The organism is Shimia gijangensis, from assembly GCF_900142085.1.
Lineage (GTDB): Bacteria > Pseudomonadota > Alphaproteobacteria > Rhodobacterales > Rhodobacteraceae > Shimia > Shimia gijangensis.
Genome location: NZ_FQZQ01000004.1, coordinates 15,863 through 42,093, shown reverse-complemented (window position 1 = coordinate 42,093; position 26,231 = coordinate 15,863). Strand labels below are relative to the sequence as shown.

Below are 26,231 nucleotides of genomic sequence, written 5' to 3'. Positions count from 1 at the left end.
CTACCCCTTACGTTGCCACAACCACGCCCCGCCCTCTCGGGCGGTGCGGGTCACTTTTCCAACATGATACAGATGATTGAGATGGGCAATCGCTTCGACAAGTGCAAGCCCATAGGCCGATCCGCCGATATGGCGCTTAAAGATCGGAAGGAAACATTCGCCGCCGGTTTTGGGCGTATCCAGATGTTCCAACAACCGGTCCAATGCGCCGTAATGGTTATCAGCCAATTGCTTCATACGAAGCTGTAGTCCCGTAAACGGTAACTTATGGCCGCCTAGGACAAGGTGATCCGGGCGGCCAAACTTGGCCAGGCGTTCGCAGGATTCGAGCCACTCTCCTACCGGATCGGCATCTGGTTCCGTGGCATAGACGCCAATGTTCGAACTGATTGAAGGCAGAATCTGATCGCCCGAAAGCACAAGATTGTCATCCCGGCTCCAGAACGTCGCGTGTTCAGGGGCATGACCGTTGCCGATCCGCACATCCCAGCTGCGACCACCGATTTCGACGATATCACCTTCTTTGATGCGCTTATAGCCAACAGGCATAGGATCAACGACATCCGAAAAGTTGAACGGGCGTTCGCTAACACGTTGGCGAAAAACCTCTTCATCCATACCGCAGGACCGGTAAAACTTCAGCGTTTCTTGCGTCGGCACGGCTTGTTCATCCAACTGCAACATGCGTCCCATCAACCACGCGGTGCGGGTCATCCACAGTTCGGCGCCATATTCTGACTGAAACCAGCCAGCCAGTCCGATGTGGTCCGGGTGGTGGTGTGTGCAAATCAAACGTGTGACAGGTTTGCCGGCCAATGGCCCAGTTTCCATTAATCCGCGCCAGATATCCTTGCAGCGCTTGGACGAAAACCCGGTATCGATCACGGTCCACCCGTCGCCTTCGTCCAGCGCATAGATGTTCACGTGATCCAAAGCCATCGGCAGCGGAAGGCGTATCCACAACACGCCTTTGGCCACTTCAATCGCTTCACCCTCTGCCGGGGCTTCTTCCCATGGGTAACGAATCCCCGTCAAATCATCTCTCATGCGCTGAGGTCATCCACACTGATTGCATAAAGGTCGTCGGCGCCACGCACCGCATGGGCCAACAGACCCACATGTTCAGGCAACATACGGGTGATGTAGAAACGTGCAAGCTTGCTGCGGGCACCGTTTTCACCTTCGCCCATGGCCGCTTTTAGATGGAAATGCGCGCCCAACACACGGGCAAAGCCTTTGAGGAAGGGAACAGACCCAGCGAACCGGTCATTCAGATCACCTTGAGTCACCAACCATTCGGTCGTCTCGCGCAAGGTTTCGGTGGCTTCCCAGACGGGTTCGGCCAGCTCAGGCATTTTGGTACGAGCGTCTTCGGCATGTGCCTCGATTTCATCCAGCAGGCGATAGGCGGCTTCGCCTCCATCCATCAACTTGCGCGCCACGAGGTCCATCGATTGAATGCCGTTGGTGCCTTCGTAAATCGCTGTAACCCGTACATCGCGTGCATATTGCGCGGCGCCGGTTTCTTCGATGAAGCCCATGCCGCCATGGACCTGCACCCCCATCTCGGATACGGCGATGCCGGTATCCGTTCCAAACGCCTTGGCAATCGGTGTGAGGAATGCCGCGCGGGCTTTCCATTCGCCGTCACCGGTGGCAGTGCCCATGTCAATCGCCACGGCGCAGGACATAGCAATTGCGCGAGCGGCAAAAATTTCGACTTTCATCGTAGCCAGCATCCGGCGGACATCGGCATGGTCAACAATGGTACCTGAACCATCCTCAACGGGCGTGCGCCCTTGCTTGCGTTCCAGCGCATAGCCCAACGCATGTTGGTATGCGCCTTCAGCCGCCCCGATGCCCTGACATCCAACACCCAAACGGGCGTTGTTCATCATTGTGAACATGGCGCGCATCCCATCGTGCGGCTCGCCGATCAGCCAGCCAGTGGCGCCGTCAAACTGCATCACCGCTGTGGGTGATCCGTGAAGGCCCAGTTTATGCTCTAGGCTCACCACCTTGAGGCTGTTGGCCACACCCGGTTCGCCGTTTTCATCCGGGATGTTACGCGGCACGATAAACAGGCTGATCCCTTTAGTGCCGGGAACACCGTCTGGCAAACGCGCCAGAACCAGATGGCAGACATTGTCGGTAAAATCGTTATCACCCCAGCTGATGAAAATCTTTTGCCCTGTTACGGCAAAAGACCCGTCGCCATTTGGTTCGGCTTTGGAACTTAACGCGCCGACGTCCGATCCTGCTTGTGGTTCTGTCAGGTTCATCGTCCCTGACCATTCACCTGTTATCAGTTTGGGCAAATAGACAGCCTTGATTTCATCACTGGCGTGGTGCTCCAGTGCCTCAATCTGGCCTTGGGTCATCAGCGGATTCAACTGCAGAGACAGGCAGGCCGCGCTCATCATTTCATTGACGGCTGTGGTGATCGTGTGCGGTAGGCCCATACCGCCATACTCAGGGTCCGCACTGGTCGAAATCCAGCCCCCCTCAGCGACCTGACCATAGGCTTCGGCAAATCCTTTGGAGGTGCGTACAACACCGTTTTCCAACACAGCCCCATCCAGATCGCCATTGCGCTGAACCGGGTACATGACCTCTTCGCACATGCGGCCCGCTTCGGTCAGGATGGCATCTATAACGTCTTTGTCAGCCTCGGCAAAGCGATCGGTCGCAGTGACATCCGCCAGCCCAACGACATGTTCAAACAGGAACTGATAGTCGGATACAGGGGCTCGAAATGACATGGCGGTCTCCTAATGTTGCGACTTGGCATTGTGCGCTGGCGCTTGTATGCAGCTTTGCGCCCTAAGGTAAGGGGCCGATGGGCGCTGTCCCAGAGAAACGCAGCGTCACAGGAGATCGCGACGTGGAGACACAAATCCTCAAACCAGACATGGACGGCTATGCGCGGGCAGCTGCAACCTTGGCCAAAGGCCAGCTTGTCGCCTTCCCGACAGAGACTGTCTATGGGCTTGGAGCAGACGCGCGCAACGACATGGCCGTCGCCCGCGTTTTTGAGGCCAAAGGACGTCCGCGTTTCAATCCGCTGATCGTACATGTTCCATCAGTGGCTGTCGCAAAAACCTATGCTGTCTGGACCGACGAAGCCGATCGGCTGGCCAGCGCCTTTTGGCCCGGTCCTTTGACATTGGTTCTGCCGATCCGCCCCGGGTCTGGCCTATCCCCTTTGGTCACCGCTGACCTGCCAACCCTGGCCATACGCATTCCGGAACACGCCGTTGCGCGTCACTTGTTGGATACTTTTGGCAGTCCGGTCGCGGCACCTTCTGCCAATCCTTCAGGCAAAATCAGCCCCACATGCGCAACTCATGTCGAGGCAGGACTATCCGGACGGATTGCCGCCATTCTGGACGGAGGCGACTGCGACGTTGGTTTGGAATCCACCATTGTCGGCCTTTCCGAGGGTCCAACACTTCTGCGTCCCGGAGGCCTGCCTCTGGAAGCGATCGAAGCCGCTCTTGGTGGCCCGATTGATGTGTATCAATCCAGCGACCCGCTGACCGCACCCGGTCAAATGACATCTCACTATGCCCCCGGCGCCCCTGTGCGTCTCAATGCGACCGACCTGCGTGAGGGCGAGATGCTGCTTGGGTTTGGTCCGGTAGAGGCCACCGTAAATCTCTCGCCCGCAGGAGATCTGACTGAGGCTGCAGCCAATCTCTTTGGTCATTTGCACGCGATGGACGCACTGGCGGCTCAAACCATTGCTGTCTCTCCGATCCCAAACCACGGGCTTGGGCGCGCCATCAATGATCGTTTGCGCCGCGCAGCTGCACCACGCCCCTGATCATCATCTGGTTTAAAATATCCCGGGGTGAACGCTGTCTTTGCCACGCAAAGACGGCGTGAGGGGCAGCGCCCCTTATGCGCGACCTGCAGTGGCAGACAAGGTAATCGGATCGATTCCCAGAGACTTCATCGCTTCTGACCAGATTTTTGCGTCATCTTCCTCAAACACCAATGCTTGACTAGGCTCAGCAATCAACCACCCATTGGCAGCAATCTCGGCTTCAAGCTGACCCGGCCCCCACCCGCTATACCCCAACGCCACAAGCGCCGAGGACGGCCCGCCACCAGAAGCAATATCCTCAAGGATGTCCTGCGTGGCCGTCATCGCGAACCGCCCATCAATGTCCATGGTCGAAAGGTTCGAGTGATAGTCCGGGGTGTGCAACACGAATCCCCGCCCGGTCTCAACCGGCCCTCCAAAATACAGCCCTGCGGTTCCTGCCTGCCCTTCATGTTCAATCGATAGCTGGTCCAACAAGGCATCAAGGCTCATGCCTTCGACGGATTTGTTCACAATCAGTCCCATTGCACCGTCTGTAGAATAGGCACACATCAACACCACCGAGTGGGCGAACCGAGGATCTCCCATTCCGGGCATGGCAATGAGGATTTTGCCGGTCAGGTTCAGGTCTTGGTCGGGTTCTTTACTCAAGCAAACCGCTCCTTCTGCTTCCCCCAAGATGCGGGTGCAACGCGCATCGTGCAAGCCCCTCGCGGCGCTATGGCGCGGCAGATGTTACAAACTGCGCACTTTTTCTCGCCCGAAAGTGAATTGGCATTGAACGACCAATCGCCCACATAGGAAACATGATTAAACGCCTGATCCTGACCGCCTTATGCCTGACCGGCCTTGCCCTGCCCGTGATTGCACAATCTTTCGACCGTGTCGTGCAAGCTGAAGTGCTACCTGGTTGGCAGGAAAAAGACGGCAGCAGGATCGCTGCCATCCGGATCACCCTTAATCCTGGCTGGAAAACTTATTGGCGCGCTCCCGGAGATGCGGGCATCCCGCCAAGCTTTGACTGGACCGGATCAAGCAACGTGCAATCTGTGGGCGTCACTTGGCCAACCCCCGAGGTGTTTTCGCAAAATGGCATGCGCTCGATCGGCTATAAAGAAGAGTTGATTTTGCCCGTTCACATCACGCCAAAGAAGGATGGCAAGCAGGTCCGCTTTAAGGCGGTAATGGATATCGGTGTGTGTCGCGACATTTGCGTGCCTCAACGTCTGAAAGTGTCCGCCAAATTTCCTAAGGACACCGGAAAACGTGACCCGATTATTGCCGCCGCCATTGCCTCTCGTCCTCTGACCAAATCCGAGGCCGGTGTCAAAAAGGCATCCTGCCGGATATCGACGTCGGCCGATGGCCTGATGGTGACCGCACGATTGCATCTGCCCAGTACAGGTGGGGACGAGATTGCTGTGATCGAGACCGACAATCCGCTTGTCTGGGTTTCCGAGGCGAAAACTCACCGCGAAGGCGGGGTTCTAGTGGCCAAAAGCGAATTGATGCATGTGAATGGAGACAGCTTCATGGTGAACCGGTCGACGCTCAGGTTCACGGTTTTGGGCAAGCGCCACGCGGTTGACATCCAAGGGTGTTCAGCAGGCTGATCAGGTGCCCACAGAGGCGTGTCGGCGCCGCCACAAGGCCATGCGCAATGCTGCGAGTCCAAAGATACCTGTCGTTAACGCCCATGCACCAAAAAAGAAAACTGCCACAACCATGGCAATGTTTGGCGTCCCGGCCAGCATCGGCAAGACCGAAGCAAGCCCTGGATAAACGCCTCCGGTGACGACAGAATACCCGACGGTTGCTGCCAGCCATGCCATCAAAAGCACAGCAGACACTCCCATCAAAAGGCGCAACTTAATGCTACGCACGCTGCGACGTAGGGCCTGAATCTGGCGCGCCACATCTGACTGAACGGCGATCAGCGCTGGCACCACCAGCAGCACCAGAAACAACCCAAAGGCCAGACCATAAACCAATGTGATCACGGTGGGTTTCAAGAATTGCGCCTGTTGTGAGCGTTCGAACAACAGGGGTGCCAACCCCAGAACGGTTGTGGCTGATGTCAGCATCATGGGGCGCAATCGGTCCGCAGCCCCGTCGATGATTGACGGCACCAAACCACGGGTTTTCGCGTATTCATCGACCGTGGATACCAGCACAATAGAATCGTTGATGATAATCCCGGTCAATCCCAAGAGACCCACAACCGTGAACATCGACAAAGGTACATTGTGAAAGTGATGGCCATAGATCGTGCCAACCAGCCCAAAGGGAATAATCGCCATCACCACCATAGGGCGCACCCAGCTGGCAAAGACCCATGCTAACACAATATAGATACCTGTCAGGCACATGAGCAATCCCAGCCAGGCGTCACTCAGAAACTCGTCTTCCTGTTCTGCCAATCCCGCAAGTCGCCATTCAACCTGTTGCTGGCTGGCGATTTCAGGCAGGATTTCTGTACGCAAGAGGTTCGAAATTTCTTCGGCACGCGCGGGGTCATCTTCCGAGATATCCCCGGTCACACTGACCACCCGAATGCCGTTTTCGCGACGCACGGTAGAAAACCCAGTGCGCCGTTCAACGGTCACCAAATCCGCCAGTGGTACGTATTTTCCGGCGGGTGTGCGCATCAGGCTGCCTTCAAGGAAATTCGCAGTCAGCTCATCCTTAGGTAATTCAACCCTGATTGCAGCACTGCGCGGTCCTTCCGGGTAGGTGGCTGCCTCAAGCCCATTCAGCCGATGGCGCAACACCCGGCCCAAGCCATCGATATTAAAGCCCAAGGCGCGGCCCTGCGGTGTCAACTCAAGGATCAATTCTTCTTTGTCATAGGCCAGATTGTCCTCAACCGCCGACACTTCGGGATATTGAGTGACCGCCGTTTTCAATGACTCGGATGCCTGTTTCAGCGTGGCAGCCTCTGCCCCGAAAAACTGAACATCCAGAGCGTCACCCGCTGGGCCGGACCGCCATCCACGAAAGCTGACCGTGTCAGACAAGGGGTGTTTGCCAACACGCTCCTGCAGCTCTCCGACAAAAGCAAAGCTGGAATAGGGGCGCAGGTCTGCATCAATCAACTCAATGCCAATGCCGCCTTTCAGATCATCGTCCAGCGTTTCTGCACCGGCCAGCCCGTAGCCGGAGTTTCCGCCCACTTCGGCCAACACATAATCCAACGGATTGCGGCCGTAACGTTCTTCATATTCTTTGCCCAGCGCCTCGGTGGCGCGCTGTAATTCGCGCATTTGCGCCAGCGTGTCTTCACGTGTGGCCGACGGCAGCATAAAGAAGTTGCCGGTGACAGACCCGCGTTCAGGCGAGTTGAAAAACCGCCATTTGACATCACCGCTGACAAACAGGGCCAACTGGCTGGCCAAAACAACCGTGGCCAAAGCCAACACAGGATAGCGTGCCCACACGACCAGCCCCATGACCGGACGAAAAATACGAGATCGGTACCAGCGAAACGCCCGGTTCACGACGCGGCTGGGCGCGTCATACCAGTGATCTTTGGCCGAATGCGCCAATGCATGGGCCATGTGATGTGGCAGGATCAGAAAGCATTCCACCAACGAGGCCAACAGCACCACAATCACGGTAAAGGGTATATCGGCGATCATTTCGCCAAATCGACCACTAATCGCCGTCAATCCAAAGAAGGCAATCACTGTGGTCAAAGTCGCTGAGAACACCGGCATCGCCATGCGACGAGCAGCGTTTTCAGCCGCGATCATCGGCGGTTCCCCCAGATTTCGGGCGCGGTGATCAGCGTGTTCGCCCACCACAATCGCATCATCCACAACGATACCCAGAGTGATAATCAAGGCAAACAACGAGATCATGTTGATGGTCAGCCCAAAGGCATACATCAGCGCAATCGTCGCCAGCATCGCCACAGGAATGCCTGCAGCGACCCAAATGGCGGTGCGCGCGTTGAGGAACAGGAACAACAGCGCCACCACGAGCCCCAATCCCATCAGACCATTGTCCAAAAGCAAGTCCAGACGGCTGGTAATAGCCTCGGCACGGGTGCGGGTGAGCTGCACGGTCACGCCCTTTGGCAGGGTGGTCTGCATCTCGGCTGCCACGTTTTCCACACGTTCCTGAATGGCAATGGCATCACCTTGACTGCTCCGATCCACCCTGATCGACATCGCCGGGTCTTCGCCCACGAAATATGACCGATTGCGGGTCACGCCTTCGACCCTCAGGGTGGCGACATCGCCAATCGTCAGCTTTGATCCATCCGGATTTGATCGCAACAAAATTGCCGCAATTTGATCCGGTGCACGTTTCTCAACACCGGTTCGCACGCGTGCATTGGCCCCTTCAACGTCCCCTGCGGGATCGGTGTTCACCTCTTGTGCAATTGCAATGGCGATCTCTTCGATACTGACATCATGGGTCATCAGATCGACAGTCGACACTTCGATTATTGTCTGAGGGGCCGCAACGCCGCGAATGGTCGTACGGGTGACACCGGCTGCAAACAGTCGGGTCAGAAATTCATCGGTGTAGCGGCCCAATTGGGTAGGATCGACCGGGCCAGTTATAACGACATCAGTCACCCGATCACGCCAAGCTCCGCGCTTCACTTTGGGATCATCAGCGTCATCCGGAAGCGTGGTTGTCGCATCGACCGCTGTTTGAACGTCATCCGCCGCGCGCGCCATATCCCAACCGGGTTCAAAATCCAGAGTAATGCGAGCGCTGCCTTCCAAGGATCGCGAAGCGGTACTTTCAACACCTTCCACAGACAACAGGGCAGGTTCCAAAACCTGCACAATGGCGGCATCAACATCAGAAGCTCCGGCACCCTCCCATGTCACCGAAACGCTGACATTGTCGATCACCACGTCGGGGAAAAACTGTGCCCGCATGCGCGGCGCGGCCAGCAACCCCGCAACGATCAGCACCACCAACAACAGGTTGGCTGCCGTACCATGTCGCGTGAAATACGACAGAACGCCATTGGCAGGAGCTGAAATGGTGCGCAATGCTCCCTAGCCCCCCGAACGCGACTTAAGCCGTTCAATCAGCCCGGCCGGGACTTCGGGTTGAGCCAGAAGGTCCAGAACCCGTGCCTTACGCTCGGCAGGCATCGTCGTGTTGGATTCGATAGCCGCAATGAACCGGGCGCGTGCGTCGTCATCAAGAGCCACCATTGCAGGAGCCGTTGGCGCTATGGCTTCGACCGAACCAGACACGAGCGGTTTGACGCGAATGCCCGGCCCCAGCAAAGGTGTGAGACGCGTTACAACCTGCTTGCCGGCAAGCCCAGTGGCTTCAAGGATAATGTGATCCCCCTGTCGACGCAGCAAGGTTACCTGCACCGCTTCAAGCCGATCGTTTCCCCCCACGACCATCACACGGTTCTGGGAATCCAAGGCTGCTGAAGGCAATTTCACCACATTCATGATCTCGGCTTCGCGTAGGCGAACAGTCACGAAATCTCCGGGTTTTAGACCACGCGGCGCATCAAGGCGTGCATAAATACGGCGACCCGTTTCGCCTTCGCCGACAACCGCGCTTTCACGACTGACAACACCTGTTGCGCTTAAGTCCTGTCCCATCACGTCCAGAAGCACGGTGACTTCGGCGGCGGGCAACCGCCCGTTTTCGTCCAACAGACGCACGTATTGCGGCGTGGACACACGAAACGCGACTTCCAAGGCATTGGCATCAATCAATGTCGCCAGTTTCTCATTTATCGCAACCAGGCGCCCCTTGACCACGGTCACTTCAGAGAGGGTTCCAGTGAAACCGGCGTGGATCTTAGTTTCCGCCAATGCGCGTTCGGCTTCGGCCAGGGCGATGCGCGCCCGATCCAGCCGCGTTACGGCCTGATCCACACGTGCTTCGGATTGCGCCACAAATTGGCGGCGCGTCACAACGGTCTGATTGGCGGCGGCAACGGCCAGTTCAGCCGCCTCAACCGCAGCCGTGGTGCCCACTTCGCGCTCTAAAAGGTCGCTCTGGCGGGCCAGCGCCTTAAGGCGCAGCGCTGTCTGTGCTTCGGTGGCCTCAAGTTCGGCCTTGGCCAATTCAAGATTGCGGTCCGCATCGCGTTGTTCGGCTTCGGCATCCAGCAAATCATTCTTGGCGCGGCTCAAGGAAAATTCGGCAGTGGTCGGATCAATCTGCAAAAGAGTCTCACCAAGAGCAACTTCGCCACCATCCACAAAGTCAGAAGACAGCGTGATGATAGACCCCGACGACTTGGCCCGCACCTCAAGGCTGCGGCGGCTGCGCACTTCGCCAAAGGCAACCAGTTCCGGTGCGATGCTTTGAGGTTCGACGATCTGCACGCCCACCGCAAACACGCGTTCGCGCCCTTCAGGTGCCGCGCTGTCGCGTGCCATTCTTTCGGATACAGCCCCATAGATCATCTGACCTGCGACCAGCATCAAAGCAATCGTCAGCCCAAGCAGGAACAGGCCAGTCAGGCTTTGTCTCAGGAATCGCATAAGGCTTCGGTCTCCGCTGACGTGGGTCCACCCTTTATAATTGGGGTAATTTCCTTGTTTGCCAAGGGCCTGAAGCTTTTATGCACGAATACGTCATTTCCGTCGCATATGTTCATCAAGGCGCGGAAAGATTTCCACGAAATTGCAAGGCAGGTGGCGGTAGTCCAGCTGATACTGCAGAATGTCGTCCCAAGCATCTTTGCAGGCGCCGGTCGATCCGGGCAACGCAAACAGATAAGTGCCATTGGCCACACCCCCAGTCGCCCGACTCTGAACCGCAGAAGTACCGATCTTGTTCATCGACACCATGGTAAAGACCGTCCCAAAGGCTTCGATCTCCTTTTCGTAGACATCCCGGTGCGCTTCGACGCTGACATCGCGCCCGGTCAGACCGGTGCCGCCTGTTGAAATAATGACATCGATGTCTTTGTTGGCGCACCATGTACGTAGCTGATCGGCAATCTGGTCGCGCTCGTCCCGGATGATCTTGCGATCTGCCAGAATATGGCCGGCCGCTTCGATGCGTCCCACCAGCGTATCGCCGGACTTATCCTGATCCAAGCCTCGCGTATCTGAGACCGTTAGTACGGCGATACGAACAGGAAGAAAGTCTTTGGTGTCGTCGAAGCGGGGCATGTTTGGTCCTCAGAGGCAGGGTTGTGTCACTGGCAGGCGGGGCTTTGCGAGCGCTGCTGCAAACAACGCCTCAGCCTCAGACCCCAGAAATGCCTCGGCATACTCGACCATGGCCCCACCGGGATAACACTGTGTAATCTGGTCGCGGCTTTGGGCAACAAGTGATGCGAACCGATTTTTCAAATCTACAGGCTCAGCAGGCGGAAAAGCGTTGCTGGCATAGTCATTGGCTCCAAGCGGGTCAGATTGCGCGGCTGAGCCGAGCGTCAGAAAAGCTGCGGCAAGCCAACGTATCATACAAGGTCTCGTAATTTGGCCTGAAGGCTCAACAGATCGGCCCAGGCTTCGCGCTTGGCCGTGGGTTGGCGCAGAAGATAAGCGGGATGGAACATTGGCAAAACTGGCTTGCCCAGCGCTTCGGTCCAGTTGCCGCGCAGGCGGGTGATGCCACGTTTGCCCAGAACTGCTGAACAGGAGATATTTCCCATCAGGACAATGATATCAGGTGCCACAATTTCAACGTGACGGCGCAGAAACGGCAGCATCATGGCGATTTCTTCGGTCTGGGGGGCGCGGTTTTGCGGTGGGCGCCACGGTAGAACGTTGGTGATATAGACCGATTGCGCCGACAGATTGTGAACGCGGCCCATATCAATGGCAGCCAGCATCCGATTCAACAGATGACCTGCGCGACCGACAAATGGTCGGCCTTCGCGATCCTCGTCGCGCCCCGGTGCTTCGCCGATAATCATCACGCGCGCAGCCGGATTGCCGTCGGCAAACACTAGATTGCGGGCGCCGCGTTTCAGATCGCAATGTTCAAAACCTGCCAGCGCGGCCTGCAATCCATCCAAGTCGGTCGCGCAATTTGCTGCTTCGCGGGCGATTTGCACCGGGTCTATGTCTGGTTGAGTGACCGACACAGATTGAGCGGCGGCGGCAGGTGCGGGTTTTGAGATTTTCGCAGGCGTGTCATAACGATTAACCGGTGCATCCAAAATGGCCTCGGTTGCGCCAAGTTCGACCTGCCATTCCAGCAGGGCCCGTGCCGTATAATAGTCGAGAGCCGATTCCATGGCGTCACCTTACCCAGTTGCACAAGGAGGGGAAAGAGAGGGGCGCTGCCCCTCACGTTATCTTTGCGTTGCAAAAACAACGCTCACCCCGGAGTATTTTCGAAAAAGTGAAGCTGCGAGAGATCCGCTTGCCGAGGCGGTTTGCCCTTTCTATAAGCAAGGCACAATCAGGGTAGGAGCAGATCATGGGGTTCAGTCAGAAGCATCTTCTGGGGATTGAGCATCTTCGTCCTGATGAGATCACCGCGATCCTTGATCTGGCAGATCAATATGTCGATCTGAACCGGCGCGATGTGAAGCATTCTGATGCCCTGACCGGTCTTACACAGATCAACATGTTCTTTGAAAATTCGACCCGCACACAAGCCAGTTTTGAATTGGCGGGCAAAAGGCTGGGCGCGGATGTGATGAATATGGCGATGCAGGCCAGTTCGATCAAAAAGGGTGAAACCCTAATTGATACGGCCATGACCCTGAACGCCATGCACCCCGATTTGCTGGTGGTGCGCCATCCCCATTCTGGAGCCGTGGATTTGCTGGCGCAGAAAGTGAATTGTGCAGTGTTGAATGCGGGCGACGGGCGGCATGAACATCCCACCCAGGCTTTGCTGGACGCCCTGACCATTCGACGCGCCAAAGGACGACTGCATCGCTTGAACATCGCCATTTGCGGCGACATCGCGCACAGCCGCGTGGCGCGATCAAATCTGATCCTGCTGGGTAAGATGGAAAACCGTATTCGTCTGATTGGCCCACCAACTCTGATGCCCTCGCAAATTGGCGAATTTGGTGTCGAGGTTTTTGAGGATATGCGGGAAGGGCTGCAAGACGTTGATGTCGTGATGATGCTGCGCCTACAAAAAGAACGTATGGATGGCGGGTTCATTCCGTCCGAACGCGAATACTACCACCGCTACGGTCTTGACGCAGAAAAGCTGAGCCACGCGAAAGACGATGCCATCGTTATGCACCCCGGCCCAATGAACCGAGGCGTTGAAATTGACGGAGAGATTGCCGACGACATCAATCGCTCGGTCATTCAGGAACAAGTTGAGATGGGTGTTGCCGTGCGCATGGCGGCGATGGACCTTTTGGCGCGCAATTTGCGGGCGGAACGCAGAAACCAGCCGGTAGAGGTGTAACGGATGGAAGACCCTAAAGATCCCAAAATGTCGGGCCGTGTGGCAACGGTGGCGTTGATCGTCATGTTTGCCATGGTGGGTCTGGTGATATGGGTTGGCGGATGACACGCATGGAAGTCACACCCACCGAAAACGGCCTTATTCGCCTGTTTTCAGTGGACCTTCCCCCTGAAGAGATTACCTTGTTCCGCACCCGGTCATTCGACAAAGATGGCGAACAATCCAGCTGGCCTTTGTGGGATGCACTGGATCCCACGTACTTGGACGAAGACTTTATCGAATTTTGTGATATCGCCAGCCTCGAAGACCTTGGCCTGACGGGCTACATGACCGAAGGCCTTGGAGTTTCTGAGGTAGACGTCGCACAAGATGCGGCACGGCTCTCTGCGATTACGGGGCATGTTCTGATCGTCTTTTCTTCGGCATTTGACGGCATTGCCCAAACCCTGACACCGCGGGCTCCACTGCGCTGGATTGGAACCTACCGCGAAGACAAAGCCCCTGTTGTTTTTGCACCTCTGCCGTCTGAAGCGGCCAAAGGCATCCTTGCACCAGCCGCGCCAGCCCACCCGAGCCCACATCTGACATTGATTTGGGCTCTGCTTGCCTTGCCAATTGTCGCGCTTTTCCTTGCTGCCGTGATCTATGGAGTAACCCGATGACCACCCGCATGACCCCCAACACCCCGCTGAACGATGGCGAAGAGGTGCTGACCTCGTTTCGCGCAGATCGGGCGACCTATACGCGCACCAACACGTGGATGGCGGTTTTTGCGATGGCGGGCGGCATGGTGATCTTGTGGGCTCTGGGCAACCCACATGTCTGGACAGGCGCGATCGGCGGGCTTTTTGCCGTGGCTGTTCGGGGCTTTTACATGATGAGCGAAGAATTGTCCGTGCGCTGGGATTTAACCAATGAACGTATTTTGGGGCCGATGGACCGGGTGATCCGTTTGGGTGAGATCAAAGCGCTCAACAAGATGGGCAGTGTCGTACAGGTGGTCACAAATGCAGGCGACAAGTATCTGGTCAAGTATCAGGGTGACCCAACTGAGACGATCCGCCAGATCAAGGCCGTGCAAGTTGGAGGCCGACTATGACTGACGGTTGGAAAGGCATACTGGACGACGGTGAGACTATCCTTTGGCAGGGGCGGCCTGATGGCGCAGTGACGGTCAGCATTGCCAATGTTGCCACCAGCCTGTTTGGGCTCGCCTTTGCCGGATTTGCCTTGTTCTGGATGATCATGGCATCACAGGCAGGCGGGTTCTTTTGGATGTTCGGCCTGATCCATTTCACCGTTGGCCTTGGCCTGACGGGTGGCCCGATGGTCTGGAGCGCGTACAGGCGGCGCAACACGTGGTACACGCTCACGGATCAGCGTGCATTTATCGCCAGTTCGCTACCTGTGCGCGGCAAAACTCTGGACTCTTTTCCGATCACAGAGGATACGATGCTGAGCCTGACTGAAGGCCCGCCGGACAGCCTGTTTTTCGCCACGAGAACCCGACGCACAAAAAATGGGACGCGCCAGGTAAAGGTTGGCTTTGAGCGAATTGAAGGTGGCAAAGACGTTTATCGCATGATGCGGGACGTGCAGAAAAGACACCGGCAGGCAGACCGGGAAGACGGAGAAATGGACCGATGACCACACTCTTCACCAACGCACGTTTGATTGATCCCAAGACTTTAACCGACACACTTGGCAGTCTTTTGGTTCAGGACGGTAAAATCAAAGCCGTGGGCGCGGAAGTCGACCTGCCCGAGGATGCTGAAGTGGTTGATTGCGGCGGAAAGTATTTGGCGCCGGGTATCGTCGATATTGGTGTCAAAGTATGCGAGCCGGGTGAACGCCACAAAGAAAGCTTTAAAACCGCAGGTCTGGCCGCTGCTGCAGGGGGCGTCACGACCATGGTGACCCGACCAGATACCATTCCTGCTGTCGACAGCCCGGAAACGCTTGAATTTGCCACTCGGCGCGCCAATCAGGCAGCGCCAGTAAATGTGGTCTCCATGGCTGCCCTGACCAAGGGGCGTGAAGGGCGCGAAATGACCGAATTCGGGTTCCTGTTGGATGCCGGAGCCGTGGCCTTTACCGATTGCGATCACGTTGTAACCAACACCAAAGTGCTGTCGCGCGCGATGACCTATGCGCGCTCACTTGGAGCTTTGGTAATCTCGCATCCGCAAGAACCTGGAATGTCCAAGGACGCGGCGGTCACAAGTGGCAAATTCGCATCCCTGCGCGGCCTGCCCGCCGTCAGCCCTATGGCCGAACGTATGGGATTGGACCGTGACATCGCCTTGGTCGAAATGACGGGCGTGAAATATCACGCCGACCAGATCACCTGCGCCCGCGCGCTGCCCTCTCTGGAGCGCGCCAAGGCCAATGGATTTGACGTCACCGCGGGCACATCGATCCACCATTTGACACTGAATGAGTTGGACGTGGCCGACTATCGAACCTTCTTTAAAATCAAGCCGCCACTGCGATCCGAAGATGACCGGATCGCCATCATTCATGCGGTCAAGTCCGGGTTGATCGACATTATTTCATCGATGCACACGCCGCAGGACGAAGAAAGCAAACGTCTGCCCTTTGAAGAGGCAGCAAGTGGGGCCGTCGCTCTGGAAACCCTGCTGCCTGCTGCAATGCAACTCTATCACAACGACTATCTGAGCTTGCCCGAGTTGTGGCGGGCCATGGCGCTGAACCCGGCCAACCGCCTGGGCCTGCCCGGCGGGCGGCTTGAGGTCGGTTCACCTGCCGATCTGGTGCTGTTCGATGCAGATGCGCCGTTTATTCTGGATCGGTTCAAGCTCAATTCAAAGTCCAAGAACACACCGTTTGACGGACGCCAGATGCAGGGTAAGGTGCTGGCAACTTACGTGGCCGGCGCGGCCGTTTACCGGAGACAATGATGGCCGATATGACCCCAGCCTTGTCTGCACTCCTGATCTGGGGTGCATTTGGCTACCTTTTGGGCTCGATCCCATTTGGGATGATCGTAACCCGGTTATTTGGGTTGGGAAATCTGCGCGAAATCGGGTCGGGCAATATCGGCACCACAAATGTGTTGCGCACGGGCAGCAAACCCGCCGCCGCCGCAACTTTGTTGCTGGATGGGGGCAAAGGGGCCGCCGCCGTGCTGATCACGCGCTGTATCGCTGGCGATAGTGCCGCTCAGATTGCCGGCCTTATGGCTTTTGTCGGCCACTGCTATCCGATTTGGCTGCGCTTTAAGGGCGGCAAAGGTGTTGCGACCTTTTTGGGGTTGATGCTGGCGCTGGCATGGCCTGTTGGTATCGCCTGTTGTCTGACGTGGCTGGTCACGGCAATCGTGTCGCGCATTTCATCGATGTCGGCCCTGATGGCTGCGGCCAGTTCAACCCTTTGGATGTTGGTTCTGGGAAGAGGTGAAATCTTTCTTCTCGGCGTCATAACAACGCTTCTGATTTTTTGGCGTCACCGCGAAAATATTTCCCGTATCAAGGCAGGTACCGAACCGAAAATCGGTAAAAAATAACGGCTCTTAACCCAAAATACCGTACAATTTAAGGGGGAAACAGGTCGGCGCCTCGCAATCGTACGTCTGATGCCATTTTTGTGCCGATTTCTGGTGGGACACCTCTTGTAGATTATTTGTACCGGAGATCCGCCATGTTGGGACCAATTGCAGCCGTTGAATCGGCTGTGTTCAAGTCACTCAATTTCACAGGCAGAGCCACACGCGCCGAATTCTGGTGGTGGTCTTTGTTTCAATTCCTGATCATGACAGGATGCATCTTTGCGGACGTAATCAAGATCACCAATGCGGAAACTGTCGCACTGAATCCATTAGGGTATTCTTCTTTCGTCTTTGGTTTACTGACCATGATTCCGAACTTAAGCGTGGCGATACGAAGGCTGCATGACACCGGCCGGTCTGGATTTTGGTATTTCATCGTGTTTGTGCCCTTTGTGGGCGGCTTGTGGTTTTTGGTGTTGATGGTTCTGCCCTCCGAGCGGGATGACAACTACTATGGGCCCGCGCAGCGCAATGGCAGAGTTAGGAGAACCGGCACGTCCAAAGCGAGGCATGATCCAATGCAGGGTTATGCCTGTCTGGATCGTCTGCACGATGAACCGTCAGAGGAAATGCAAGTTGCCCGCAAACAAGAAGTTCGCGACTATTATCGCGCAAGGGTTCTGCAAACCCAGTAACTGGGATCATCATCCATCAAATAGAATACCGGGGCCTGCATGGCCCCGTTTTCTTAGTAGCTGAATTCGCCGTAAATCCGGGTGAGATCACCGTTCCAATCCCCGTGGTAGTGATCCAACAATTCGTCCGCTGGCACTTTGCCGCTGTCGATGCTTTCTTTTAAAGCATTTAGGAAATGGGTCTCGTCTGGCACCAGACCACCAGCACCGGGTTTGGCCCGTGCAATCAGGCCTGCTTCTGAAATGTTCAGAACTTCACGGGCGAGATCATGCATCTTGACGTCGCCTGCCTGCGCCTGAAGCCCGTCCTTGCTGGCCGACACCCGCAACGCCTCGCGGGTTTCCGCGCTCCAGCCTTTGACCAAATCCCAAGCAGCATCCAATGACGACTGATCATACATCAACCCGACCCAGAACGCGGGCAGTGCACAAAGGCGACGCCACGGGCCGCCATCAGCGCCGCGCATCTCCATGTATTTCTTGATCCGCGCTTCGGGGAAGGCCGTTGTCAGGTGATCAGCCCAATCGCTGAGCGTTGGCGTCTCTCCGGGCAATGCCGGCAGGTCACCTTTCAGGAAATCGCGGAACGACATGCCCAGCGCATCAATGTATCTGCCATCGCGGTAGACAAAATACATCGGCACATCGAGCGCATATTGCACCCAAGCTTCAAACCCAAAGCCCTCTTCGAACACAAAGGGCAACATGCCAGTACGGGCCGGATCCAAATCGCGCCACACCCGGCTACGCCAGGATTTGTGGCCATTGGGTTTACCATCAAAGAACGGCGAATTGGCGAATAGGGCTGTCGCCACAGGTTGCAACGCCAAAGCCACACGCAATTTTTTCACCATGTCCGCCTCGGAGGCGAAATCAAGATTCACCTGCACAGTGCAGGTGCGACGCATCATATCGCGTCCCATGGTGCCGACGCGCTGCATATAAGCGTCCATCAGCTTGTAGCGACCTTTGGGCATCAGCGGCATGTCATCATGCGACCAGATAGGGGCTGCGCCCAATCCAATAAAACCCACACCGATTTTGTCAGCGATGTCTTTCACGTCCGCGAGATGATGGTTCACCTCGTCACAAGTCTGGTGGATTGTCTCAAGCGGAGCGCCAGACAACTCCAGCTGCCCGCCCGGTTCCAACGAAACATTGGCGCCGTCTTTTTCCAGCCCGATCAGCTTGCCACCCTCTTCAACGGGGCTCCAGTCATGACCGTCTCGCAGGCCTTTGAGCACCGCCTCAATCGACCGCGTGCCTTCATAAGGCAGCGGGTTCAGCGTGTCTTTGCAAAAGCCGAATTTCTCATGCTCAGTGCCAATGCGCCAGTCTTGGCGGGGCTTACAGCCCTCTTCCAGATACTCCGCCAGTTGTGAGTGATGTTCGATGGGTCCGCCGCCGGACTGAGGAATGGACATGGGGGAGGTCTCCGGCCCTGTTGGATACGCGTGTTAGATCAGTGGTGATGAAAAACGCCAGCGGTGTCAATGCAACCGCGCGGCGTGTTTTGTCCAGATCACGACAGGGTGATCCGGTTTTTGCTTAAGTTGGGTCAGCATGTGTTCGGTGCGGATGCCGGGAAGGGCCGCAAAAGCATCGAATAAGGCGTCTGTGCCCTTCGCATTGACCGGAATATGCAATTCAGGATGGCCCGGCTGGCGCAGCACCCACATGGGCGGATCACTGCGCGCATCCAGCGACACGCCGCTCAGATCGTCGATCGCCACCGCACCACCGTCCAGGGGGCCGAAATAGGTGATTTGCCGTTCATCCACCTGAACCACCCCGGGACCACCCTGCGCGCCACGAAACCGTGCCCGTTGCACACCCGCCAGCACAAAGCCTGTTCCGGCAACCAACAGAGCCACCCCGACCCATTTCAAAATGCCAAACCCGGTGGCCCAATAAAGGCCCAGCAGCACAACCAGCAAGCCCAACATCGTCTCACGCCAGCGTAACATTGCTGCGCGGGCTTCGGGGCGGATGAAACTCATGTCAGCACCTCTGCATGTGTTGCAACGATCTGTGGCTCGCTAAAATCGACGACACCGTAGTCACCGATCTGACAAAACCCGATTGCCTCATAGGCACGCGCCGCATTTTGGCTGGCGGCGAACAGGATGGCTTCCTCAACCCCTTTGGGACGCACTTGGTGCAAATGAAGTGCCACAGCTCGGCGCGCATAACCTTTGCGGCGCTGGTCGGGCGGGGTGTAGACCGATCCAACCTGTACGCAAGATTCAGTTTCAGCGTTGAAAGCCGTCATTGCCACTGGGGTATCCCCGGCCCACAACAACCGGCCCCGATCTGTTTCCAGCAACTCGTCCGCATATCTGACGGCCATTGCCCGCGACTCGCCGGTTTCAGGTACAGACATCACTTCAACATTTGCCGCAAACCGCCAATCTCGCAAAAGCGGCAAATCAATGGAGCGTATGTCGCGCAATTCACTATCCCCTGCGGGCACTGTCAAATCTTCAAGCCGGAGGTGATAGTGTGGCTGGCGCACATCAAACGGCCCACTTGTCCCGCCCAGCCCTAATGCGTCTCGTACCGCGGTGAATTGGTCCCATGTTCCGTTCATGCCCCGAATTTTTCGCCCCGCCATCTGCTCTCGAAGTGTGTGGGTCCAGTTTGCCTGAAAGGCACCTGCTTCAAAAACGAGGTATCCGTATTCGGTCAACCCAAAGACAGCCTTAACACGGCCTTTCTTGATGCCGACCCAAACAGTATTGGACTTGGGCTGCCCTTCTGTATTGATTCCATGGTCGGTCAGGTTGCCAGACAGAAACATTGACGTAGCGCGGCGGGGGGCGAGAAATTCCCAAATCGCATCGGTGTCTTCCGGTCGGGCCTTGCGGATCAAACCCAATCTCCCAGGGCTTGCTGCCAAAGTGTCATGGCTGCCACAGCCGCCGTATCTGCGCGCAGGATGCGCGGGCCAAGCGCAACGATGTGTGCGTTGGGATGAGCTGTAAGTCTTTTGCGTTCGACCTCCGAAAACCCACCTTCGGGGCCAATCAGGATCGCCCATTTGTCGCCTGTCGCGTCACCCAATCGCTTGGCGCTGCCCACCTCGGCCTCGTCACAAAACATCAACTGACGGTCTTGGGGCCAATCCGCCAAAAGGCGATCAAGTTTTTGCAGATCGGCGACCTCGGGCACGAAGGTCCCGCCGCATTGCTCAGCGGCCTCAACCGCATGCGCTTGCAAGCGGTCCTGTCGAATACGTTCGGAATTGGTGAAATCTGTCTGGACTGGCAGAATACGCGCGGCCCCCATTTCAGCAGCTTTTTCCACGATGAAATCTGTGCGGGCTTTTTTGATCGGCGCAAACAACAGCCATAAATCCGGCGGCATTTGCAGAGGCTTGGTTTGCTCTTCACAGACCAACACACCACCCCGTTTTCCCGCCTGAGCGACGATACAGCGCCACTCGCCATCTTGTCCATTGAACAGCAAAACCGGATCACCCACCGCCATGCGCATCACCCCAAACAGATAATGCGCCTGACCTCTTTCCAGAGGAACCGATTGCCCTGTCCCCAAGGCATGTTCTACATACAATCTGACTTTTGCCTGTTTCATGGAATCCTACATATGGTCGACACGCCCTCAACACCAGAGCCCTCTCCCGAAACGGGTGGTCAGGTTTCCGACGCAGTGACCGGAAACTGGGTGGATCATATTGCCCCCCAAAAAACCCGTCCCTATCTGCGATTGTCCCGTGCAGACCGTCCCATTGGCACATGGTTGCTGCTGCTACCTTGTTGGATGGGACTTTTGCTGGCAATGCTGTCCGATGGTCAGGCATCTTTGTTTGATCTGTGGATCGCCGTGGCTTGTGGCATGGGGGCTTGGCTGATGCGCGGGGCTGGCTGTACATGGAATGACATCACTGATCGGGATTATGATGGCAAGGTCGAGCGCACCCAGTCACGCCCTATTCCTTCGGGCCAGGTCAGCGCCAAACAGGCTGGCATCTGGATGGCCGTGCAAGCTCTGATAGCTGCCTGCATCTTGTTTACCTTTAACAGAAATGCCATTTCCCTTGGGGTTCTTTCCCTGCTTCCGGTCGCGGTCTACCCCTTTGCAAAGCGCTTTACCTGGTGGCCTCAGGTGTTTTTGGGACTCGCATTTAACTGGGGCGCGTTGCTGGCCTGGACGGCACACACCGGCACGCTGCAATGGCCTGCTGTAGTACTCTATGTTGCGGGTATTTCGTGGACCTTGTTCTATGACACGATTTATGCCCACCAGGACACCGAAGATGACGCCCTGATCGGCGTGAAATCCACAGCCCGACTGTTTGCCGAAAAGACCCCGCAATGGCTGCAAGGATTTCTGATCCTGACGGTCACCTTGCTGGCTTTGGCTGTCTACCTGTCCGCCGCCGACAGAAGCCCCTTGTCGTTGCTGGTCGCGCTTGGAGGCACATGGGTCATGGGTTGGCACATGCAATGGCAGATGCGACGCCTCAACACAGAAAACCCAGAGGTCCTGCTGTATTTGTTCCGGTCAAACCGTGATACGGGCCTGATCCCTTTGCTGTTTTTCGCCGTAGCGCTGTTCCTGTGATTGCAAGCGCCGCCGCCGCGTCGTAACAAGGCCCCACCAACAAAAGTAAATCGACCCGTATGCGCCTGTCATCACTTCTTATTGTCATTTCGACGTTTGGCCTTGCCGCCATAATCAGCCTCGTTGCGGCCACCTTTTCGGCCGACCTGATCGAGGAAACATCCCGGCGTAGCGTCAAAGATGCGCTTGAGGAAAAGGATATGATGTGGGCCAAGGTCCACGCTGAAGGCCTGCAGGTATTTCTGACCGGCGTGGCCCCTACCGAGGCCAATCGGTTCCGCGCCATCTCAACCGCTGGCGGCATTGTCGACGCTGCTCGCGTGATTGACAATATGCAGGTCGAGGCCACAGCCGATCTCGCGCCACCTCGTTTCTCAGTCGAGATCCTTCGCAATGATTCAGGCATTCAATTGATCGGCCTGATCCCGGAAAGCTCGGATCGCGCCGCAATGCTCAAGGCGTTGCGCAAACTGGATGGCGACCCCAAGATCACGGATTTTCTGGAAACCGCCGACTACAGACACCCTGAAGGCTGGACACAGGCCACGACCTTTGCACTGAACGCGCTACAGCTTTTGCCACGCGCTAAAATCTCGATCGAAGCGGGTCGCGTGTCCGTCACCGCCATGAGCGACAGCCGTGCACATCGCGACGAGATCGAGGCCAAACTGCGCCGCAAAGCCTCGGCCAATCTGGAACTTACGCTGGCAATCACCGCCCCTCGGCCTGTGATCACCCCCTTCACTTTGCGCTTCGTCAAAGACGAGAACGGTGCGCGATTTGACGCCTGCTCGGCGGATACCGAAGACGCTCAAAGGCGCATCATCGAGACTGCCAAGGTTGCCGGTCTTGCAACGGGAGTAAGCTGCACAATCGGGTTAGGCGTACCGACCCCTGCTTGGGCCGATGCCGTTGTCATTGCGTTAAATGGCGTCGCCGGGCTTGGCGGCGGGTCAGTCACCTTTTCAGACGCCGATATCACCTTGGTTGCTCTGGAAGGAACGGATCAAGCAGTTTTCGACCGGGTCATCGGTGAAATGGAAACATCTTTACCAGACGTTTTCGCCCTGCACTCGACCTTGCCCGAACCAGAAGTCGTAACCGAAGAAGGCAGTATTCCCGAGTTCACAGCGACGCTTAGTCCCGAAGGTCTTTTGCAATTGCGTGGGCGGCTGCCAGATGATCTTAGCCGCGACACCGCATCAAACTATGCACGCGCGCGGTTCGGGAGCGAGGCTGTGCATATGGCCGCCCGTTTGGACGACGCACTGCCTGCCACCTGGACTTTGCGGGTCATGGCGGGACTAGATGCCTTGTCAGAATTGCACAATGGCGCTCTGATAATCACGCCTGACAGCCTTGCAGTGCGCGGGCAAACCGGCGACCCGGAAGCAAACGCACGGATTTCTCAGCTACTTTCGAGCCGCCTGTCGCAATCGGACAAATACAGCATCGACGTTGCTTATCAGGAAAAACTTGACCCGGTCGCGCAGTTGCCCACACCAGAAGAATGCGAATTGGCTGCGCGGGCAGTCCTCAAAGACCAAAAGATTACGTTTGAACCGGGGTCCGGCACACTGGATGAAAGTGCAGAGCCCATTATTGATCAAATTGCAGAAGTCCTGACGGAATGCGCCGACGTAAAACTTGAGATTCAAGGCCATACCGACAGTCAGGGCCGTGAAGAAATGAACCAGGCGCTCAGCCAAACGCGTGCTCAGTCAGTCCTGAATGCACTGCATGAACGGCGTATGCTGACCAGCAGCTATTCGGCCAAAGGGTATGGTGAAAGCCAACCCATCGCTGACAATGAGACCGAGGAGGGTCGCGAGGCCAACCGCCGCATTGAGTTTGTTTTGGTGCGTCCTGAACCAATCGTGGAAGAAACCACGGCGCTGGAAGAAGCCGAGCAATCTGCTCCCGCACCAAGTACGGAGCCGTCAATCGACACGAGTGAAACGGCCACGGCAGAAACGACCGACGCGGCTGCCTCTGACACAACGACACAAGACGCTGCAGAGACCACCCAGCAGGAGACCACCGATGACCAGAATTGAGTTTATCATCACCACTGCGATCATTCTTTTCGTGGCGTTCTGCATGGGGTGGTTTGCCAACTGGCTGATCCACCGCTTCACCCGTGTGTCTCAGGCGGATGTCGACCAGCTCGAGCGTATGAGCCAGGAATTGCACGAAGCAGAAGAGACCCGCGATCAAGCAATCACTTATCTGCAACAGCGCGAAGCTGAGCTGACCAACCAGCTGGCCCAGACCGAAGCTGAGTTGTCCGCCGCCATGGAAGGTCTGCGCGATGCACGCCACGAAGCCGAAGAAATGCGCAGCCACATTGAGCGTGCTAATGGCTAACAGGCGGTCAGTAAATGGGGCCTGTTTCTGAGAGTTCGTGGTGTTTCAAAGGTCCGCTAAACGGAAAAAACGGTCATTAACCTTGATCGATTTGATTGGTACTTCCGGTTCAAAACCGGCATTCATTTCGTTTACCGGTGCCATAGCGCAGCCATTGTAATTCTGTAGGTGAAAACTTTCCGTTACACCTTCAACAGTGTGAAAAATGATCTATTTTCAAACACTAGCACTTCAGCGAAAACGAACAGCATACAGCCCGAACGCAACTGCCGAAATTACTTTCGATTGTAAAAATGGAAGTAATCCTCTATGTATCTCTTGCAAGGGATAGTCGTTTTCAGCTGTTCAGGCGTTTTGCCTGCCGAGCCAAGTTGCTTCCCTCCATCATGAAAATTCAGTGTCTTAGCCCTTTTTGGGGGCCAAGCGTATTGGAAGGCTGCCGATGTCATCGAGCACGACCGCGTCCTTTGTGACGTTTCTTTACCCGTTTGTGATTGGCGAGCACAAAGATGCACTACCTGCAGGCAATTACGAAGTGTTTGCTGAAGATGACGTACTGGAGGGGAGTAGTTTTACGGCATCCCGAAGGATTGCAACACACCTCTTAGTTCTTGGGCGGAATGGCGACCCTGAGCTTCTCAAAGTAGATCATCGCGATCTTGAGACCGCTCTGATGCAGGACCAACTGAATTCAAACAATCAAAAAAACAGTGAGGCGGCGCTTTCTCCGTCAAAGGATCAAAAATGAACTTACCTGAATGGACTAAACCCGGCGTTTACGGCGTCGTTGTCGGCGCTATTGCCGCGACTTTCCTAGGCTTTTCTTGGGGCGGATGGACAACCGGCGGTACCGCCACAAAAATGGCAAAAACCTTTGCCAACGAAGAAGTGACCAAAGCTATGGTGCCAATGTGTCTGGATATGGCTGCTTCCGATCCTGATCGGATCGGGAAACTGGCAACAATTCGAAAGGCCACTGGATATACCCGTCGCAAGGCGGTCATGGAAGCTGGTTGGGCAACACCTCCCGGAACTGAAAAGCCAAACTCTGATCTTGCGGTTGCCTGTATTGAGGGGCTGGATTTGGATGCGTCCTAGGGCCATTCTTCATCTGAGGCGTGCTGCACTTTCAGCACGCCTTACAATACCAAGGCACTTTGGCACAACGTCCTGGGTTTCGGTTTGGACATTAACAGTTTGCCTGTCGTTTCTTGTGATCAGCCCAGTACTTGCGCAATCTTCTACTGGCGTCATGCCAGACAACGCGCACGCCAAGTCCTACGGAAGTGGGTGGGAATGTGACGTTGCTTTTCGACCCCATGAAAACACATGCGTGGCCATTGTTGTGCCAGAAAACGCCTACTTAACGTTCCGATCTTATGGAGAAGGATGGAGCTGCCTTCATGGTTTCCGGAGAACTCGAGAGTCTTCCTGCGTGAAGGTTGTGGTGCCCGAAGGTGGTTATTTGGATCCATCGGGTGAGAGGTGGCATTGTCTGCGAGAGTATCAGAAAATTGACGGTAAGTGCCTTAAAATCATTGTGCCAGACAACGCATACCTGAACGCATCTGGCTCGGGAAAACGATGGGTTTGCGAGCGTGGTTTCCTTCGTAATGACGGAAAATGCGAGGCGGTGGTCATTCCACAGAACGCATATTTTAACGCCGCAAGTTATGGACCTGGATGGAAGTGTGAGCGTGGCTTTTCAGCCTCAAATGGCGGATGCGAAGTCATTGGCTTGCCTGAAAATTCCCACCTCGACCGATCGGGCAATGGATGGGAATGTCACAGGAATTTCCAGAAATCCAAAGGCCAGTGCGTCCTGAATAACTAGGCCTGCAAAACTTCGGTTTTGCCCTCACGACTCCAAAAACCTGCCTGCTTGTTTGCCCGGTGGACAAGCTCGGTG

General features: G+C 56.2%; 26 protein-coding genes. 14 read left to right on the top strand and 12 right to left on the bottom strand.

The window, feature by feature from the left end; translation table 11 throughout:
• Together BUC32_RS04660 and BUC32_RS04655 are read right to left on the bottom strand one after the other, a co-directional pair.
• Positions 1–1,047 carry an MBL fold metallo-hydrolase gene (locus tag BUC32_RS04660; protein WP_073249969.1) on the bottom strand — a complete coding sequence of 349 codons (1,047 nt, stop codon included), beginning with the start codon at positions 1,045–1,047 and terminating at the stop codon, positions 1–3.
• A complete protein-coding gene (locus tag BUC32_RS04655; protein WP_073249967.1) occupies positions 1,044–2,762 on the bottom strand; it encodes an acyl-CoA dehydrogenase in 1,719 nt (572 codons plus the stop codon). Before BUC32_RS04655 ends, BUC32_RS04660 begins: the two co-directional genes overlap by 4 nt.
• Positions 2,763–2,839: 77 nt before the next feature.
• Here BUC32_RS04655 and BUC32_RS04650 point away from each other — a divergent pair, with 77 nt between their 5' ends.
• Positions 2,840–3,826 (top strand): L-threonylcarbamoyladenylate synthase, encoded by a 987-nt coding sequence (locus tag BUC32_RS04650; protein WP_073249965.1) that lies wholly within the window; start codon positions 2,840–2,842, stop codon positions 3,824–3,826.
• A gap of 75 nt (positions 3,827–3,901) precedes the next feature.
• On the opposite strand, the gene BUC32_RS04645 is transcribed toward BUC32_RS04650, so the two are convergent.
• Entirely contained in the window at positions 3,902–4,456 is a 555-nt protein-coding gene (locus BUC32_RS04645; RefSeq protein ID WP_073250491.1) for a YqgE/AlgH family protein, read from the bottom strand.
• Positions 4,457–4,635: 179 nt separating this feature from the next.
• Between BUC32_RS04645 and BUC32_RS04640 the strand changes: the two genes are divergently transcribed.
• A complete protein-coding gene (locus BUC32_RS04640; RefSeq protein ID WP_073249963.1) occupies positions 4,636–5,442 on the top strand; it encodes a protein-disulfide reductase DsbD domain-containing protein in 807 nt (268 codons plus the stop codon).
• Here BUC32_RS04640 and BUC32_RS04635 read toward each other — a convergent pair whose 3' ends face one another.
• The 5 genes from BUC32_RS04635 to BUC32_RS04615 form a co-directional block, all read right to left on the bottom strand.
• Entirely contained in the window at positions 5,443–8,844 is a 3,402-nt protein-coding gene (locus BUC32_RS04635) for an efflux RND transporter permease subunit (protein ID WP_073249961.1), read from the bottom strand.
• 6 nt (positions 8,845–8,850) lie between these two features.
• Entirely contained in the window at positions 8,851–10,314 is a 1,464-nt protein-coding gene (locus BUC32_RS04630; protein ID WP_073249959.1) for an efflux RND transporter periplasmic adaptor subunit, read from the bottom strand.
• A gap of 93 nt (positions 10,315–10,407) precedes the next feature.
• Positions 10,408–10,950: a molybdenum cofactor biosynthesis protein B gene (gene moaB / locus BUC32_RS04625; protein ID WP_073249957.1), complete on the bottom strand. Its 543-nt coding sequence runs from the start codon at positions 10,948–10,950 to the stop codon at positions 10,408–10,410.
• A gap of 9 nt (positions 10,951–10,959) precedes the next feature.
• Complete coding sequence (locus BUC32_RS04620) at positions 10,960–11,247, bottom strand: hypothetical protein (RefSeq protein ID WP_073249955.1); 288 nt, start codon at positions 11,245–11,247, stop codon at positions 10,960–10,962.
• The gene (locus tag BUC32_RS04615; protein ID WP_073249953.1) at positions 11,244–12,026 is read right to left on the bottom strand and encodes a uracil-DNA glycosylase; all 783 of its coding nucleotides are present in this window, start codon (positions 12,024–12,026) and stop codon (positions 11,244–11,246) included. The genes BUC32_RS04620 and BUC32_RS04615 overlap by 4 nt, the downstream gene beginning before the upstream one ends.
• Before the next feature lie 185 nt (positions 12,027–12,211).
• On the opposite strand from BUC32_RS04615, the gene BUC32_RS04610 reads away from it, so the two are divergent.
• From BUC32_RS04610 to BUC32_RS04580, 7 genes are all read left to right on the top strand, one after another.
• Entirely contained in the window at positions 12,212–13,168 is a 957-nt protein-coding gene (locus BUC32_RS04610; protein ID WP_073249951.1) for an aspartate carbamoyltransferase catalytic subunit, read from the top strand.
• A 101-nt stretch (positions 13,169–13,269) separates the two neighbouring features.
• Positions 13,270–13,830: a hypothetical protein gene (locus tag BUC32_RS04605; RefSeq protein WP_073249949.1), complete on the top strand. Its 561-nt coding sequence runs from the start codon at positions 13,270–13,272 to the stop codon at positions 13,828–13,830.
• Entirely contained in the window at positions 13,827–14,267 is a 441-nt protein-coding gene (locus tag BUC32_RS04600) for a hypothetical protein (RefSeq protein ID WP_245815131.1), read from the top strand. Before BUC32_RS04605 ends, BUC32_RS04600 begins: the two co-directional genes overlap by 4 nt.
• The gene (locus BUC32_RS04595) at positions 14,264–14,815 is read left to right on the top strand and encodes an aspartate carbamoyltransferase catalytic subunit (RefSeq protein WP_073249947.1); all 552 of its coding nucleotides are present in this window, start codon (positions 14,264–14,266) and stop codon (positions 14,813–14,815) included. The genes BUC32_RS04600 and BUC32_RS04595 overlap by 4 nt, the downstream gene beginning before the upstream one ends.
• Positions 14,812–16,089 carry a dihydroorotase gene (gene pyrC, locus BUC32_RS04590; RefSeq protein WP_073249945.1) on the top strand — a complete coding sequence of 426 codons (1,278 nt, stop codon included), beginning with the start codon at positions 14,812–14,814 and terminating at the stop codon, positions 16,087–16,089. Before BUC32_RS04595 ends, pyrC begins: the two co-directional genes overlap by 4 nt.
• A complete protein-coding gene (gene plsY, locus BUC32_RS04585) occupies positions 16,086–16,694 on the top strand; it encodes a glycerol-3-phosphate 1-O-acyltransferase PlsY (protein WP_139280635.1) in 609 nt (202 codons plus the stop codon). The genes pyrC and plsY overlap by 4 nt, the downstream gene beginning before the upstream one ends.
• Before the next feature lie 134 nt (positions 16,695–16,828).
• The gene (locus tag BUC32_RS04580) at positions 16,829–17,371 is read left to right on the top strand and encodes a DUF805 domain-containing protein (protein ID WP_073249943.1); all 543 of its coding nucleotides are present in this window, start codon (positions 16,829–16,831) and stop codon (positions 17,369–17,371) included.
• A 53-nt stretch (positions 17,372–17,424) separates the two neighbouring features.
• Here the strand turns inward: BUC32_RS04580 and BUC32_RS04575 are convergent, their stop codons facing one another.
• The 4 genes from BUC32_RS04575 to BUC32_RS04560 all read right to left on the bottom strand — a co-directional run bounded on the left by BUC32_RS04575 (position 17,425) and on the right by BUC32_RS04560 (position 20,965).
• Complete coding sequence (locus tag BUC32_RS04575) at positions 17,425–18,795, bottom strand: glutamate--cysteine ligase (RefSeq protein WP_073249941.1); 1,371 nt, start codon at positions 18,793–18,795, stop codon at positions 17,425–17,427.
• 66 nt (positions 18,796–18,861) lie between these two features.
• Entirely contained in the window at positions 18,862–19,371 is a 510-nt protein-coding gene (locus BUC32_RS04570) for a hypothetical protein (protein WP_073249939.1), read from the bottom strand.
• Complete coding sequence (locus BUC32_RS04565; protein ID WP_139280634.1) at positions 19,368–20,243, bottom strand: GNAT family N-acetyltransferase; 876 nt, start codon at positions 20,241–20,243, stop codon at positions 19,368–19,370. Before BUC32_RS04565 ends, BUC32_RS04570 begins: the two co-directional genes overlap by 4 nt.
• Positions 20,240–20,965, bottom strand: coding sequence for a 16S rRNA (uracil(1498)-N(3))-methyltransferase (locus BUC32_RS04560; protein WP_073249935.1), 726 nt, complete (start codon positions 20,963–20,965; stop codon positions 20,240–20,242). The genes BUC32_RS04565 and BUC32_RS04560 overlap by 4 nt, the downstream gene beginning before the upstream one ends.
• A 12-nt stretch (positions 20,966–20,977) precedes the next feature.
• Between BUC32_RS04560 and ubiA the strand changes: the two genes are divergently transcribed.
• From ubiA to BUC32_RS04535, 5 genes are all read left to right on the top strand, one after another.
• Positions 20,978–21,955, top strand: a complete 978-nt coding sequence (ubiA, locus tag BUC32_RS04555) for a 4-hydroxybenzoate octaprenyltransferase (protein WP_073249932.1) — start codon at positions 20,978–20,980, stop codon at positions 21,953–21,955.
• 59 nt (positions 21,956–22,014) lie between these two features.
• Entirely contained in the window at positions 22,015–24,012 is a 1,998-nt protein-coding gene (locus BUC32_RS04550; RefSeq protein WP_073249930.1) for an OmpA family protein, read from the top strand.
• Positions 23,999–24,322: a hypothetical protein gene (locus BUC32_RS04545; protein ID WP_073249928.1), complete on the top strand. Its 324-nt coding sequence runs from the start codon at positions 23,999–24,001 to the stop codon at positions 24,320–24,322. Before BUC32_RS04550 ends, BUC32_RS04545 begins: the two co-directional genes overlap by 14 nt.
• Before the next feature lie 442 nt (positions 24,323–24,764).
• A complete protein-coding gene (locus BUC32_RS04540) occupies positions 24,765–25,070 on the top strand; it encodes a hypothetical protein (RefSeq protein ID WP_073249926.1) in 306 nt (101 codons plus the stop codon).
• The gene (locus tag BUC32_RS04535; protein WP_073249924.1) at positions 25,067–25,420 is read left to right on the top strand and encodes a hypothetical protein; all 354 of its coding nucleotides are present in this window, start codon (positions 25,067–25,069) and stop codon (positions 25,418–25,420) included. Before BUC32_RS04540 ends, BUC32_RS04535 begins: the two co-directional genes overlap by 4 nt.
• Positions 25,421–26,231: the final 811 nt, after the last annotated feature.